Annotated in this window: 11 protein-coding genes and 3 tRNA genes; 9 read left to right on the top strand and 5 right to left on the bottom strand. The window is 61.5% G+C overall.

All coding sequences use genetic code 11. The features are described 5' to 3' along the window. Positions 1 to 51: 51 nt before the first annotated feature. Positions 52 to 2487: an ATP-dependent helicase gene (locus K529_RS03750; protein ID WP_005653670.1), complete on the bottom strand. Its 2436-nt coding sequence runs from the start codon at positions 2485 to 2487 to the stop codon at positions 52 to 54. Between the two features lie 339 nt (positions 2488 to 2826). On the opposite strand from K529_RS03750, the gene K529_RS03745 reads away from it, so the two are divergent. Together K529_RS03745 and K529_RS03740 are read left to right on the top strand one after the other, a co-directional pair. Beyond that, positions 2827 to 3183: a BLUF domain-containing protein gene (locus K529_RS03745; protein WP_235858801.1), complete on the top strand. Its 357-nt coding sequence runs from the start codon at positions 2827 to 2829 to the stop codon at positions 3181 to 3183. A gap of 137 nt (positions 3184 to 3320) precedes the next feature. Further along, a complete protein-coding gene (locus K529_RS03740; protein ID WP_046002856.1) occupies positions 3321 to 4481 on the top strand; it encodes an alpha-hydroxy acid oxidase in 1161 nt (386 codons plus the stop codon). A 105-nt stretch (positions 4482 to 4586) separates the two neighbouring features. On the opposite strand, the gene K529_RS03735 is transcribed toward K529_RS03740, so the two are convergent. Beyond that, positions 4587 to 5021, bottom strand: a complete 435-nt coding sequence (locus tag K529_RS03735; RefSeq protein WP_005652383.1) for a BLUF domain-containing protein — start codon at positions 5019 to 5021, stop codon at positions 4587 to 4589. Between the two features lie 428 nt (positions 5022 to 5449). Between K529_RS03735 and K529_RS03730 the strand changes: the two genes are divergently transcribed. Beyond that, positions 5450 to 8890: a pyruvate carboxylase gene (locus tag K529_RS03730; protein ID WP_005652387.1), complete on the top strand. Its 3441-nt coding sequence runs from the start codon at positions 5450 to 5452 to the stop codon at positions 8888 to 8890. A gap of 94 nt (positions 8891 to 8984) precedes the next feature. Here K529_RS03730 and K529_RS03725 read toward each other — a convergent pair whose 3' ends face one another. Continuing rightward, positions 8985 to 9581: an outer membrane protein gene (locus tag K529_RS03725; RefSeq protein ID WP_005652389.1), complete on the bottom strand. Its 597-nt coding sequence runs from the start codon at positions 9579 to 9581 to the stop codon at positions 8985 to 8987. A 319-nt stretch (positions 9582 to 9900) separates the two neighbouring features. Between K529_RS03725 and K529_RS03715 the strand changes: the two genes are divergently transcribed. The 4 genes from K529_RS03715 to K529_RS03700 all read left to right on the top strand — a co-directional run bounded on the left by K529_RS03715 (position 9901) and on the right by K529_RS03700 (position 11958). Then, positions 9901 to 9975 (top strand) — tRNA-Gly (locus K529_RS03715). A 169-nt stretch (positions 9976 to 10144) separates the two neighbouring features. Further along, positions 10145 to 10219: transfer RNA gene (locus K529_RS03710), tRNA-Gly, on the top strand. Between the two features lie 167 nt (positions 10220 to 10386). After that, positions 10387 to 10461 (top strand) — tRNA-Gly (locus tag K529_RS03705). 144 nt (positions 10462 to 10605) lie between these two features. Continuing rightward, positions 10606 to 11958, top strand: a complete 1353-nt coding sequence (locus tag K529_RS03700) for an aminotransferase (protein ID WP_005652392.1) — start codon at positions 10606 to 10608, stop codon at positions 11956 to 11958. 148 nt (positions 11959 to 12106) lie between these two features. Here K529_RS03700 and K529_RS03695 read toward each other — a convergent pair whose 3' ends face one another. Then, complete coding sequence (locus K529_RS03695; RefSeq protein WP_005652398.1) at positions 12107 to 12346, bottom strand: Lrp/AsnC family transcriptional regulator; 240 nt, start codon at positions 12344 to 12346, stop codon at positions 12107 to 12109. A 191-nt stretch (positions 12347 to 12537) separates the two neighbouring features. Between K529_RS03695 and hisB the strand changes: the two genes are divergently transcribed. Further along, the gene (gene hisB, locus K529_RS03690; RefSeq protein ID WP_046002456.1) at positions 12538 to 13125 is read left to right on the top strand and encodes an imidazoleglycerol-phosphate dehydratase HisB; all 588 of its coding nucleotides are present in this window, start codon (positions 12538 to 12540) and stop codon (positions 13123 to 13125) included. Positions 13126 to 13206: 81 nt separating this feature from the next. Here the strand turns inward: hisB and K529_RS03685 are convergent, their stop codons facing one another. Beyond that, complete coding sequence (locus K529_RS03685) at positions 13207 to 13839, bottom strand: DUF2306 domain-containing protein (protein ID WP_046002455.1); 633 nt, start codon at positions 13837 to 13839, stop codon at positions 13207 to 13209. A 126-nt stretch (positions 13840 to 13965) separates the two neighbouring features. On the opposite strand from K529_RS03685, the gene K529_RS03680 reads away from it, so the two are divergent. Continuing rightward, positions 13966 to 14532 carry a TetR/AcrR family transcriptional regulator gene (locus K529_RS03680; RefSeq protein ID WP_227512283.1) on the top strand — a complete coding sequence of 189 codons (567 nt, stop codon included), beginning with the start codon at positions 13966 to 13968 and terminating at the stop codon, positions 14530 to 14532. Positions 14533 to 14574: the final 42 nt, after the last annotated feature.

Genomic DNA, 14574 nt, shown 5'->3' with positions numbered 1-14574 from the left:
CGGATCGGATCACCTTAGGCGATCCGACCGCCTCATGTTGCAGTGATGCGTTCAGAACGGGATGTCATCGCTTGCAGAGACAAATCGCGCGACCACTTTTTTGGTGCCCGCTTTTTCGAAATCCACCTCCAGCTTGTCGCCTTCCATGCCGATGATGGCGCCGTAGCCGAATTTCTGATGAAACACCCGTTCGCCAATGGTGAAGCTTGAGGTGGCAGTCAGATCAATAATCTGTGCATCGCTCTTGCGGGGCTTGGAATAGCCGCGCTCTGCCGTGCGCGCCTGCATGCGTTTCCAGCCGGGCGAATTATACCCATCCGCATTGCTCATCCGTTCTTCGATGGTGGAGCGCACCGGGGGGTCTGCCGCAGAGGGCGCAGCCGCGCCATAACCGCCACCATAAAGGCCCGGAGGTGTGAGCACTTCCACATGCTCTTCGGGCAGCTCGTCGATGAAACGCGAGGGCAATTGCGACTGCCACTGGCCAAACACCCGCCGGTTGCCCGCAAAGGAGATCGTGCAAACCTCCTCGGCCCGGGTGATGCCCACATAGGCCAGGCGGCGCTCCTCTTCGAGGCCCTTAAGGCCGCTTTCATCCATAGAGCGTTGCGACGGAAACAGCCCATCCTCCCAGCCCGGCAGGAACACCGCCGGGAACTCCAGCCCCTTGGCGGCATGCAGCGTCATGATCGACACTTTTTGCTCGGCGTCTTGCTTGTCATTGTCCATCACAAGGCTGACGTGTTCGAGGAACCCTTGCAGATTGTCGAAGTTTTCCAGCGCCTTGACCAGTTCCTTGAGGTTCTCGAGTCGTCCGGGGCTGTCGGGGTTCTTGTCCGCCTGCCACATGGCGGTATAGCCGCTCTCATCCAAGATGATCTCGGCCAGCTCAACATGAGAGACCTCCGTGCGGGCCTGAAATTCCTCAAAGCTCTGCACGCCCTCAAGAACCGCATCCTCGTCACCGTCATTCGGGATCACGGCGCGGGTCATCTGCCCCCAGCGGGCGATGTTTTCAACGAGGCGGCGCAGGGCGGCCCCGCCCTTGCCCTTGATCAACCCGTCCTCGACCGCGAGGCGCGCGCCTTCAATAAGGGAGACGCCGTTTTCGCGCGCGACCATCTGGATGGTCTGCTGTGCCTTGTCGCCAAGGCCGCGTTTGGGTGTGTTGACGATGCGCTCAAACGCCAGATCATCCTCGGGCGAGATCACCACGCGGAAATAGGCCATGGCATCGCGGATTTCCAACCGCTCGTAAAAGCGCGGACCGCCAATGACGCGGTAGGGCAGACCAATGGTCAGAAACCGGTCCTCAAAGGCGCGCATCTGATGCGAGGCGCGCACGAGGATCGCCATTTCATTGAGGCCATACTGGCGCATACCACGGGTGCCGCGCTGCATCGCCTCGATTTCTTCACCGATCCAGCGGGCCTCTTCCTCGCCGTCCCAATGGCCGATCAGGCGGACCTTTTCGCCGCCGTCGGCTTCGGTCCAGAGTTCCTTGCCCAAGCGGCCCTCATTGCCGCGAATGACGCCGGAGGCGGCGGAGAGGATATGTTTGGTGGAGCGGTAGTTTTGCTCCAGCCGGATTACCTTGGCGCCGGAGAAATCCTTTTCAAACCGCAGGATATTGCCCACCTCAGCGCCGCGCCAGCCGTAGATCGACTGGTCGTCATCACCGACGCAGCAGATGTTTTTGTGCCCCGAGGCCAAGAGCCGCAGCCAGAGGTATTGGGCGACGTTGGTATCCTGATACTCGTCCACGAGGATGTAGCGGAACCAGCGGTGGTATTGCGCCAGAAGATCCGGGTTGTTCTGGAAAATCTCAACGCAGTGCAGCAGGAGGTCGCCAAAATCGACCGCGTTCAGCTCTTTGAGGCGGGTCTGATACTGGTCATAGAACTCGGTGCCACGATGATTATAGGCCGCCGCATCCCCCGCGGGCACCTTGGCAGGCGTCAGCGCGCGGTTTTTCCAGTCGTCGATGATGTTGGCGAGCATCCGCGCGGGCCAGCGCTTGTCGTCGATGCCTGCCGCAGAGATGAGCTGTTTCAGCAGGCGGATCTGGTCGTCGGTATCCAGAATGGTGAAGTTGGATTTCAACCCCACCAGTTCCGCGTGACGGCGCAGGAGCTTGACGCAGATCGAGTGGAAGGTGCCGAGCCAGGGCATGCCCTCGGCGGGCTGACCAAGCATGCGGCCCACGCGTTCCTTCATTTCGCGGGCGGCCTTGTTGGTGAAGGTCACCGCGAGGATCTCGTTGGTGCGCGCCCTGTTGGTGGTCAACAGATGCACGATACGGGTGGTCAGCGCCTTGGTCTTGCCAGTGCCCGCGCCCGCCAGCATCAGCACCGGGCCGTCCAGCGTTTCCACCGCCTCGCGTTGGGCGTCGTTCAGACCGTCCATATAGCGTGTGGAGCCTGCGGCCATGGCGCGGGCGGACAGCGATGCGCCCTCAAAGGCGTCCATTTCGTCAAATGTGCTCATGCGGCGATCCTAACCTGTTTCACAGTGGACGGGAAGAGGTCTGTTCATGCTCCGTTCCGCGCAAATTCCGATACGGCCTTATGGTGCTGCGCCCCCGGCTCCGTAAGGCGCATAACAGCACGGGGGTGCGAAATAAAGCGGGGCCATGTCCCGCCATCGCGGCATGCAGATGGTCCAAAGGATAGGTAATCTGAGCCAAAGCAGCGCGCGCTGTTCCCATGCCAGAGTCAAGTGACGGCAAACACCGCCTATACTGAACGCACCACCACAAAGGTGTAAAACAGGCGGAGAACGCACGCCATGCGCAGAATAATGTACCTAAGCCGCGCCAGCAGCACCATGACAGCAGAAAAAGCCGCTGCCATTGCTGAAAAGTCGCGCCGCAAGAACGAAAGCCTCGGCATCACCGGGGTTTTGGCGCTTGAGGATGGGGTGTTTCTGCAAATCCTCGAAGGGCCGGACATGGCGGTGGCTCAGCGCTTTGACGCGATCCGCGGGGATTTCCGCCATCAGGCGTTTATTACGCTGTCGGACGGGCCGGTCCAGTCGCGCTGTTATCCGGGCCAGCCGATGCAAATTGTGGTATCGGAGGCGTTGCCACAAGTAGCGCGGGAGGCGCTGCTGTCGCTTTATGATCTGGCGCCGAAAGCGCCGCCCAAAACCCTGAGGCAGCTTCTGCCCTCGTTCACCCAGTGAGCTTTGCCAGTCATCTTATCCAGTGATCGGAGCTCCGCGCGGCCAGTTCTTTTTGCCCATCCCTTTGCCAGTCCTCTAATACCCGCGTCAGATGCGCAACCGCTGGACATGCGCAGTATTCTGGGAACAATGGCCGCATGAATTTGGATCAACGTTTCCCCGGCCTTGATGATCTGCGCGCCAAGGCCCGCGCGCGCCTGCCCCGCTTTGTTTGGGAGTATCTCGACAGCGCCACCGGGCGAGAAGCCACGCAGGCGCGCAATCGCCGCTGCCTTGACCGGATCGGGCTGATGCCTGCGATCCTGGGTGGCCCGCAGGAGATGGACCTGAGCACCACGCTGTTTGGCACCAGACTGCCGCGCCCCTTTGGCATTGCGCCGGTGGGGATGTCGGGGCTGATCTGGCCCGACGCCGAAGGTCATCTGGCCCGTCATGCGGCGGCAACCCAGATCCCCTATGGGCTCTCGACAGTGGCGAGCCAAAGCCCCGAGGATCTGGCCCCGCATCTGGGCGAACAGGGTTGGTTTCAGATGTATCCGCCCAAGGATGAGGGCATCCGCAAGGATATGCTGGCACGCGCCCGCGCGGCCGGGTTCAAGGTCCTGGTGCTGACAGTCGATGTGCCGGTGGCCTCGCGCCGGGAACGGCAGGTGCGGTCGGGGCTGACACAACCACCCCGGCTGACCCCGCGCCTGCTGGCACAGGTGGCGATGCGCCCTACATGGGCGCTGGGGATGGCGCGGCAACATCGCGGCGATGGCGGCATGCCGCATATGCGCACGCTGGACAAATACATCGAGGGCGCGGCCTCGGCGCTGTCGTCGACCGCGCATATTGGCTATTTGCTGCGCACCGCGCCCGATTGGGATTACTTGCAGTGGCTGCGCGACCATTGGGAGGGGCCTTTGGTGGTCAAGGGCGTGCTGGATGCGCGCGACGTGCCCCGGCTGGAGGCGGCAGGGGTTGATGCGATCTGGATCTCTAACCACGCGGGCCGTCAGTTTGATGCGGCCCCTGCCCCGATTGAGGTGCTGGAAGAGATGCGCGCCGCCACCCACCTGCCGCTGATCCTCGATAGCGGCATTGAGGGCGGGCTGGATATCCTGCGCGCCATGGCGCTGGGGGCGGATTTTGTGATGCTGGGGCGGGCGTGGCACTATGCGCTTGCAGCATTGGGGGCCGCGGGACCGGCGCATCTGCATGACATCCTGAGCAAGGATCTGAGCGCCAATATGGGACAGCTGGGCATCAGCACGCTGGCAGAGCTGCGCGACCTCAGGCGCCTGCATCTGGACTAAGCGCCAATAAGTTAAGGCGCGATCCTCGCCCAAGGACCGCGCCTCCCCCGCCTATCCCCCCGGGTCAGACTGGTTGTTATGGGTGTCGCGCTGACGCGCCCGATCTTAGGCCGCCAGCAATTGTTTAAAGCTGGCCAGGAAGTCGCGCACCACTTGGCGCACCGTCAGATCGCGACCACGCAGGGCGCTGTTGATCGGCAGCAAGGCACGCAGCGGGGCGATATTCTCGCCGCCCAGTAGCGGCAGTGCCTCGGGTGTCTCATGCACAAAAACCCAGTCTTTGAAGGCGCGCATCTGAATGTCGCGGGCTTGCAGCACCTCGAAATCGCGGTGGCGCGGATCGTCCTGAATTTTCTGGGCGCGGCGGCGGATTGCGGTCTCGTCGCCTTCGAGAATGTGCAGGAACCGGCCCTGATGCGCCACCAGCATGCCAGTTAACCCGGCCTTGCGGTTGTTGCGATGACACGCCCCCGCGATATCCGCGATCTGCTGCGCGGAGAGATCCTGAGAAGCGGTGCTGACAAAAACGAAGCGGTACATCTTTTGGGTTCCTTGGTGTGGTAGAACGAAGACCCTGCTTTGCGGTGGTCGTTGAGGATCGCGTTTTGCTGATCCGGTGCTGTTGATTAAAATTTATCCGAAATTCGCAAGAACAGAAGCACTATCCTAAAGAGTGGTTAACGCGCCAAAAGCTCAGGTTGAAAATGCTGCACTGCAAAAAAATGCGTGCGCTGGAGCCGTGGGGTGGCTACAACATCGCCAGCCCGCCTTCCCAAACGGCTTTCCGTGGCGGCAAAAACCGGGAGGTCCCGGCCAATGTTTCGCATTTCGGCAGCCTCATGCGCCGAAATTCAAGAATAAGGGACGCAAGTGAGCGCAATCATGCCGCAGATACCCAGAACCACGGATGGTCTGCGTGTCATACAGCCGTTACCACGTGCCCAACCTAGCAAGACCTCGGGGGAGAGATGACTGAGTTCAACAAAATCCTGATTGCCAACCGTGGTGAGATCGCCATCCGTGTGATGCGCGCCGCCAACGAGATGGGCAAACGTACCGTTGCTGTCTATGCGGAGGAGGACAAACTGGGCCTGCACCGCTTTAAGGCGGATGAAGCCTACCGCATCGGCGAGGGCCTCGGCCCGGTTGCCGCTTACCTGTCGATTGATGAGATCATTCGCGTCGCCAAGGAATGCGGCGCGGATGCGATCCATCCGGGCTATGGCCTGTTGTCGGAAAACCCCGATTTTGTGGATGCCTGCGCGCGCAACGGCATCACCTTTATCGGCCCCAAGGCCGAGACCATGCGCGCCTTGGGCGACAAGGCCAGCGCGCGCCGCGTGGCGGTAGAGGCCGGTGTTCCGGTCATTCCCGCCACCGAGGTGCTGGGCGATGACATGGACGCGATCCGCAAGGAAGCGGCTGAGGTCGGCTATCCGCTGATGCTCAAGGCGAGCTGGGGGGGCGGCGGACGCGGCATGCGTCCGATCCACTCGGAAGACGAGCTGGAAGAGAAGGTTCTGGAAGGTCGCCGCGAGGCCGAAGCCGCCTTTGGCAATGGCGAGGGGTATCTCGAAAAGATGATCACCCGCGCCCGTCACGTCGAGGTGCAGATCCTCGGCGACAAGCACGGCGAGATCTACCACCTGTTTGAGCGCGACTGCTCCGTGCAGCGGCGCAACCAGAAGGTCGTGGAACGCGCGCCTGCGCCCTATCTGACGGATGCACAACGGACCGAGATCTGCGATCTGGGCCGCAAGATCTGCCAACATGTGAACTATGAATGTGCGGGCACCGTCGAATTCCTGATGGATATGGAGACGGAGAAGTTCTACTTCATCGAGGTCAACCCGCGGGTGCAGGTGGAACACACCGTCACCGAAGAAGTCACCGGCATCGACATCGTGCAGGCGCAGATCCTGATTGCCGAGGGCAAGACCCTCGCAGAGGCCACCGGCAAGGCCAGCCAGGACGAGATCACCCTCAACGGTCACGCGCTGCAGACACGCGTCACCACCGAGGATCCGCTCAACAACTTCATCCCCGACTATGGCCGCATCACGGCCTATCGCTCTGCCACCGGCATGGGCATCCGTCTGGATGGCGGCACCGCCTATGCGGGCGGGGTGATCACGCGGTACTATGACAGCCTGCTGACCAAGGTGACGGCCAAAGCGCCGACACCGGAAAAGGCGATCGCCCGTATGGACCGCGCCCTGCGTGAATTCCGCGTGCGCGGTGTCAGCACCAACATCGCCTTTGTCGAGAACCTGCTGAAGCATCCGACCTTCCTGTCGAATGAATACACCACCAAGTTCATCGACGAGACGCCGGAGCTGTTCCAGTTCGCCAAGCGCCGTGACCGCGGCACCAAGGTGCTGACCTATATCGCGGATATCTCCGTCAACGGTCACCCGGAAACCGAAGGCCGCGCCGCCCCGCATCCCGACCTGAAAGAGCCGCGCGCCCCCAAGGTCGACAAGGGCAACACCCCCTATGGCGCTCGTAACCTGTTGGAACAAAAGGGTGCCAAGGCCGTCGCGGACTGGATGAAGGCGCAGCGGCAACTGCTGCTCACCGACACCACGATGCGTGACGGGCACCAGTCCCTGCTGGCCACCCGCATGCGCAGCCATGACATGATCAAGGTGGCGCCGGCCTATGCGCAGAACCTCAGCCAGCTGTTCTCGGTTGAATGCTGGGGCGGGGCGACGTTTGACGTGGCCTATCGCTTCTTGCAGGAATGCCCGTGGCAACGTCTGCGTGACCTGCGCGAGGCAATGCCGAACCTGATGACGCAGATGCTGCTGCGCGCCTCCAACGGGGTGGGTTACACCAACTATCCCGACAATGTGGTGCAGTTCTTTGTCAAGGAAGCCGCCAAAGGCATCGACGTCTTCCGCGTGTTTGACAGCCTCAACTGGGTCGAGAACATGCGCGTCGCCATGGACGCGGTGGTCGAGAGCGGCAAGATCTGCGAAGGCACCATCTGCTATACCGGCGACATCCTTGACCCTGAGCGCGCCAAATATGACGTGAAATACTACGTCGGCATGGCCAAGGAGTTGGAAACGGCGGGCGCCCATGTGCTGGGCCTGAAGGACATGGCGGGGCTGTTGAAACCGGCCTCTGCCAAACTGCTGATCAAGGCGCTGAAGGAAGAGGTCGGCCTGCCGATCCACTTCCACACCCATGACACCTCTGGCATTGCGGGCGCGACCATTCTGGCGGCTGCGGATGCGGGCGTCGATGCGGTGGATGCGGCAATGGATGCCTTCTCTGGCGGCACCTCGCAGCCCTGTCTGGGGTCGATCGTGGAAGCGCTGAAAAACACCGACCGCGACACCGGGCTGGACATCGGCAACATCCGCGAAATCTCGGAATACTGGGAAAACGTGCGCGCGCAATATGCAGCCTTCGAGAGCGGCCTGATGGCCCCGGCCTCCGAGGTCTATCTGCACGAGATGCCCGGCGGCCAGTTCACCAACCTCAAGGCACAGGCGCGCAGCCTTGGTCTGGAGGAGCGCTGGCACGAGGTCGCCCAGACCTATGCCGATGTGAACCAGATGTTTGGTGACATCGTCAAAGTGACCCCCTCCTCCAAGGTGGTTGGCGACATGGCGCTGATGATGGTCTCTCAGGGCCTGACCCGCGCGCAGGTCGAGGACCCGAAATCCGACGTCTCCTTCCCCGACTCTGTGGTGGACATGATGCGCGGCAACCTCGGCCAGCCTCCGGGCGGGTTCCCCGAAGGCATCGTCAAGAAGGTGCTGAAGGGCGAGGCCCCCAATCTTGAACGCCCCGGCGCGCATCTGGAGCCTGTCGACATTGAAAGCACCCGCGCGGAGCTGTCCAAAGAGCTCGAAGGCTTCAAGGTCGATGACGAGGATCTGAACGGCTATCTGATGTATCCCAAGGTGTTCCTGGATTACATGGGGCGCCACCGCCAGTATGGCCCGGTGCGGTCCCTGCCAACACGGACGTTCTTTTACGGCATGGAGCCGGGTGACGAGATCACCGCCGAGATCGACCCCGGCAAGACGCTGGAAATCCGCCTGCAAGCCATCGGCGAGACCGATGAACAGGGCGAGGTGAAGGTGTTCTTTGAACTGAACGGCCAGCCGCGTGTCATCCGGGTGCCCAACCGTCTGGTGAAATCCTCCACCGCGCAGCGCCCCAAGGCCGAAGTGGGCAATGCCAACCACATCGGCGCGCCGATGCCCGGTGTCGTGGCCTCCATTGGGGTGCAGGTGGGCCAGCAGGTGCATGAGGGCGACCTTCTGCTGACCATCGAGGCGATGAAGATGGAAACCGGCCTGCATGCTGAGCGCGACGCGGTGGTGAAGGCCGTGCACGTCCAGCCCGGCGGTCAGATCGACGCCAAGGATCTGCTGGTCGAGCTGGAGTAAACCAGCGCGTCTGCATCCAGACACAGACCACTGATACAAAATGCAAAGAGGGGCGGCCAAAGACCGCCCCTCTTCTATTAAGCGCGTGTACCGATCAGAACCGGTAGGACGCGCGCAATTGAACTTTGTCCGTATCAAGATCTGCGCCCGCGACGCCGCCGGCATCGCTGAAGTCGCTCTTGGTGTATTCAAGACCCACGCTGAACCGTTCGCTGACGAGGTATTCCGCGCCCACACCATAGGTGAACCCGTTCTCAGAAATATCTGCGCCACCCGAGGCAAGCGACAGATGCGACACACCTGCGGTCACGTAGGGCATGAACCGTCCCAGATCCATACCAGCGCGGGCGCGCAGCGAGGTCAGATCGCCATCACCGCCATTGTCGCCGCTGATGTCGTTATACATCAACTCACCGCCAAGCACGTAGCGGCCGAAGTCGTGGTTATAGCCGCCGTGCACACCAAAGGCGTCGAAATCCTCAGATGCAGAGGCACCGCCCAGCGACAGATCCGCTTCGCCCTGACCATATTGCAGACCGCCGTAAAAGCCGGTCCAGTCAGTATCTGGTGCAGCCGCAACCACAGGTGCGGGCGGGGTCGGCACGGGTTCGACGACCGGTTCTTCCAGATTGCCCGCCACAGCAGCGGAGGCCGAGATCGACAGGGTAGATGCTAGAATGATGCGCTTCATGATGTTGTCTCCATTTTATTGCAGCCTTTCGCTGTGTGCAGAACATGGTCTGCCGCCGGGCGGGGACAACCACTGCGCCCGTTCTTCCTGACCCCGAGCGCAAAGCCGGTATAAAATTGCCATTTTCCCAGATCTGCCTGTGCATATTCCTGCCGTTCACGCAGCTGTGTGCGCATCCCTATGGAACCTTTTGGCCCACCGCTTATCGCCAGCTGCATTCCAGCAAACCGCCGTGAGATGCGCTGAAATTGCCCCGCCTCGCATTTTCCGCTTGCAGCCTGCGACGAGATTTCCTAAATCCCGCTCACTGAATGGCAGCGCGGGCGTAGCTCAGGGGTAGAGCATAACCTTGCCAAGGTTAGGGTCGGGCGTTCGAATCGCCTCGCCCGCTCCATTCGGAACCGAAAAGGCCGCATCTTCGGATGCGGCCTTTCGCTTTTCCCTCTGGCCGCCTGCGCTCCGCACCAAGACCCAGAGGCGTGCCAATAAATTCACCCAATTCTCAATTTTTCTCTTGCAGCCTGTGACGGGATTGCCTAAATCACGCCTCACCGAATGGCAGCGCGGGCGTAGCTCAGGGGTAGAGCATAACCTTGCCAAGGTTAGGGTCGGGCGTTCGAATCGCCTCGCCCGCTCCATTCGAAATCGAAAAGGCCGCATCTTCGGATGTGGCCTTTCGCTTTTCTTGCTCCTCATCCCCGTCCTCCGCCCCTGACGAGACACAGAAGTTTTTGCCGTGATGCGCAAATTTTCCGCTTGCAGCCTCTGACAGGATTGCCTAAATCACGGCTCACCGAATGGCAGCGCGGGCGTAGCTCAGGGGTAGAGCATAACCTTGCCAAGGTTAGGGTCGGGCGTTCGAATCGCCTCGCCCGCTCCATTTGGAACCGAAAAGGCCGCATCATCCGATGCGGCTTTTCGCTTTTCAGAACAGGCGCTTGTAATTTTTGATCAAAATCCTTTGACTGGCTCTCAAATGCGCGCCAATCCTTGTCCCAACCTGTGACAGCAAAGGATTGGCCAGATGGCGAGCGTGATCTACCCGACGACGAATTTCACCGCGACGGAGCAGCTCTGCATCACCCATGGTGAGGGGATCTACGTCTATGATGACAGCGGCAAGGAATACATCGAAGGGCTCGCGGGCCTGTGGTGTACCTCGCTGGGCTATTCCAACACCGAGGTGGTGGAGGCGATCACCGAACAGCTGAACCGCCTGCCCTTCCAGCACACCTTCGGCGGCAAGACCCACGCGCCGGTGATGCAACTGGCCGAGAAGCTCAAGGCGATGGTGCCGGTGGAGGATGCTTATTTCTTCTTTGGCAACTCCGGCTCCGATGCCAATGACAGCCACTACAAGATGCTGCGCTATTACTTCAATGCGATCGGCAAGCCGCAAAAGCGCAAGATCATCACCCGAGAGCGCGGCTATCACGGCGTGACCGTGGCGGCGGGCTCGCTGACCTCCCTGCCCGCCAACCTGGCCCATTTCGACGCACCGCTGGAGGCACTGTCGATCCTGCGCGCCGATGCGCCGCATTACTACACCGGCCGTCAGGGCAATGAGACCGAGGCGCAGTTTGTCGAACGCATCCTGCAAAACCTCGAAGACCAGATCCTCGCCGAGGACCCGGAGACCATCGCCGCGATGATCGTAGAGCCGATCACCGGGGCCTCCGGCGTGATCGTCCCTCCCGAGGGCTACTACGAGGGGCTACAGGCGCTTTTGCGCAAACATGACATCCTGATCTGGGCGGATGAGGTCATCTGCGGCTTTGGCCGCACAGGTGCCGATTTCGGCTGCACCACCATGGGGATCAAACCGGATCTGATGACCTTCGCCAAACAACTGTCCTCGGCCTATTTCCCGATCTCCGCCTCGGTCATTCCCGGCTGGATGTATAAGGCGATGGTGGATCAGACCAATGAGGTCGGCGTCTTTGGCCACGGCTATACCTACTCCGGTCACCCCGCCGCCTGTGCCGCGGCCCTGAAAACGCTGGAAATCTACGAGCGCGACAAGATCTTTGACCATGCCGCCGAGGTGGGCGCATACATGCAAGCGCAGCTGCGCGAGATCTTCACCGATCACCCGCTGGTGGGCGAGGTGCGTGGCAAAGGTCTGATCGCGGCGTTGGAGCTGGTCTCCAACAAGACCACCGGCGCAACAATTGCTGGCGGCAAAGGTGGTGCTGCAGCTGTCAAAGCCTGCCAGGACGCGGGCCTGATCCTGCGCGCTGTGGCCGGAAACGCGCTGGCCTTCTGCCCGCCGCTGATCATCACAAAGGCTGAGGTGGACGAGATGCTCAAACGCACCAAGGTCGGCGTCGACACCGCCTATGAGTCCTTAAAATCCGAAGGCCTCCTGAACAGCTGACCTAAAACAAAAGGCGCCCCGACCAAAACGGGCGCCTTTCCTCTTCTAACTCTAAATATCCCGGAGCGCGAGGCAGCGCCTCGCAACAGGCTTTTCCCACAGGGAAAAGCGCACCCTGCGCGCCGCAAGGCGCTCTTTTTGGCAATCCTCAGAAGACCTTGAACGTCATTGTCGTCAGCGACCGTTCGATATTGGGGATCTGCAACAGGTGGTCATTGATATATTTGCCCACATCCTCGCCCGAGGGGATGTAGAGCTTCATCAGCAGATCATATTCCCCGCTGGTGGAATAAAGCTCCGAGTGGATCTCATGCAGCGCAATATCCTCGGCCACCTTATAGGTGGTGCCGGGTTTGCAGCGGATCTGGATAAAGACGCAGGTGGACATATCTCGCCTCAGCTTCTGTCAGGTCTGGTTGCCCGGCAACCTCGCACGCAGCGCGAAAAAGGGCAATCCCACCCCTGAGCGCCACTGATGCGCCACGAAGGCACTGCAGGGGCACAGCAATCCTGCGATCCCCCTTGAGCCTGCGCCACCCCGCACCCTATAAGCCTAGGCGACAGATTGAGGATTTCACCATGCGCACAGCCCAGGTTTCCCGCTCCACCGCCGAGACGGAGATCTCCGTCTCCGTCAACCTCGACGGCAGCGGCACATATGACAATCAAACCGGCGTTGGCTTTTTTGACCACATGCTGGACCAGCTGTCGCGCCACTCGCTGATCGACATGACCATCCGCGCCAAGGGCGATTACCACATCGACGACCACCACACCGTCGAGGACACCGGCATCGCGCTGGGTCAGGCGCTGGTGCAGGCGCTTGGTGACAAGAAAGGTATCAACCGCTACGGCGCGTGCCACTTGCCGATGGATGACGCACAGGTGCGTGCCGCGCTGGATCTTTCGGCCCGACCTTTCCTTGTGTGGAATGTGGATCTGCCCACGCAAAAAATCGGCACTTTTGACACCGAACTGGTGCGCGAGTTCTTTCAGGCGCTTGCGACCCATGGCGGCATCACCCTGCACATCGACCAGATCCATGGGGCGAACAGCCACCACATCGCCGAGGCCGCCTTCAAGGCCGTGGCCCGCGCGCTGCGCACCGCCGTCGAGGTCGACCCGCGCAAGGCCGACGCCGTGCCCTCCACCAAAGGCGCGCTCTGAGCGCTCACAGTGTGTTTTCTGATGCGAAGGCCCGGCACAGCCCGGGCCTTTTCGCTTTGATTACTTGCGTTGGTGCAGCGCTCAGCCCGCAGACACGGCACCGCGCGCCTCCCGACGCAGCAGCCACTCTGCCGCCAAGAGATTTGGCACCCAGCAGATCCATGCGATCACGGGATAGCTCGCCTCAAACCCCACAGTCGTCATGCCGATGGGCAGATAGAGCCGTAGTGTCACCGCTGCCAGCGTCAGGGCGGCAGAACGGATCATCCAGGCCCTGTGCCGGGCGAGCCTGCGTTGCAGGGCGGCGATCACCGCCATTGCCGTAGTAGCCAGCCAGACCACCGCCAGCAGCGCAAAACCAAGCCCCGCCACCACGCCTTCGGCCGTGGTATACGCCAGCCACAGGCTGGCAAGCCCGGACATGAGAACGCACAATGCATAGAGCCGCCCGCCCCATCGGTGCAGGCCCGGACGTCTGCCACGCAATCGGTGCGAAAACTGCACCGGCAACAGCGCCAGAGCCACCGGCGCCAGCCCGATATGCAGGTACAGCACCACCGGACGCGCCAGCAGGTGATGCACCATCGCCGGCATCACCAGTGACACCTCCGCCACGAGAAACCGCAGAGATCCCAATGCAATCAGAATCGACAGCGCCCAGAGTGTGCCAAGCCCCCATGCGAGGCGGCGCTTGGTCCAGAAGTGACATGTCATGCGGTGACTCCTTTACGGTCAACTTGACACTGTAAAGTAAAGATCCAACTTGACACCGTCAAGTTCCGCATCAATCCTGACTTTATGACGGCCTCACCTCCCCCCTCCCACTCCCGGCAACGGGACTTGCGCAACACCTTGGTGCGCGCCGGGATCGACCTCTTGGAAGAGGGCGGGATAGAGGCGCTGACCTTGCGCAAATGCGCCGCGCGGGCCGGTGTTTCCCATGCCGCCCCGGCGCATCATTTCGATGGGCTTGCGGGGCTGAAGGCGGCGATTGCGGCTGAAGGGTTTCGGATCTTTTCCAACTACATGCGCGAGGCGCGCGCGCAGGGCGACCAAAGCGCGCGCGGGCAACTCAAGTCGATTTGTCGGGGATATCTGCAGTTTGGCGTCGATCATGGTGGCATCCTGCGGGTGATCTTTGGCGACCGGGGGCTGGCGGGGCTGGTGCCCGGCGGCGCGCGCGAAGACGCAGACGCCTATCAGATCCTGCGCGAGGTCTGCGCGCCCTTTGTCCCCGAGGGCACCGCTGCGCGGGTGATCGAGCTGCAGGTCTGGTCGCTGATCCACGGTTTCACCATGCTGAGCCTGGCGGGCGAATTCGGTGCGCCGGGTGGTCCGCTGGAGGACGGGCTGTTTGACCAGATCCTCGGCTTGTTGAATGCGCTTGGAACATCGGGCACCGCGTGATCCCCTGCGCCTCTTGACCCTCGCGCGGTTTCCCGCCACTTC

The organism is Tritonibacter mobilis F1926, from assembly GCF_000376545.2.
Taxonomy (GTDB): domain Bacteria; phylum Pseudomonadota; class Alphaproteobacteria; order Rhodobacterales; family Rhodobacteraceae; genus Epibacterium; species Epibacterium mobile.
Note: the sequence above shows the minus strand (reverse complement) of the source record. Positions and strands in the feature narration are given on the sequence as shown.